The sequence below is a fragment of the Stenotrophomonas sp. GbtcB23 genome (assembly GCF_019091045.1).
In the GTDB taxonomy this organism is placed as follows: Bacteria; Pseudomonadota; Gammaproteobacteria; order Xanthomonadales; family Xanthomonadaceae; genus Stenotrophomonas; species Stenotrophomonas rhizophila_A.
Map to the genome: position 1 here is coordinate 1 of NZ_JAGXKC010000300.1, position 317 is coordinate 317.

The 317-nt window shown below is 63.7% G+C and carries 1 pseudogene; it reads right to left on the reverse strand.

The features are described from left to right. Positions 1–317 (reverse strand): annotated as a pseudogene (locus KVS69_RS19190) (DNA repair protein); the annotation flags it as partial.

The following is a 317-nucleotide window of genomic DNA, read 5'->3' on the forward strand; positions in this document are numbered from 1 at the left end:
CAGCGGCCGCCAGCAGTTCCACATCGGTGGTTCTGGCTGCAACGCTGTTTACCGCGGTAATCAGCCGCATGACGTTGCCGGCTTTGACGGTCTGTTCCGCCGCTGCCTTGGCCGGATTCTTCGACAGGTCTTCCCGCAGACGCTCAAGACGGGCGCTATCGTCTGCCGAAAGCGCCGCCAGCGCATCGATCTTCTTTGCGTCTGTGTTGGCATTCAGCGCGGCAAGCGCCTTCCCCACGGCCGTGGTGGCCTTCCAGGTCGGCGCCGCAAAGATCGGAGTGCGGGCCTTCTCAAGCTGCTTCTGCTCAGCTGCGAGG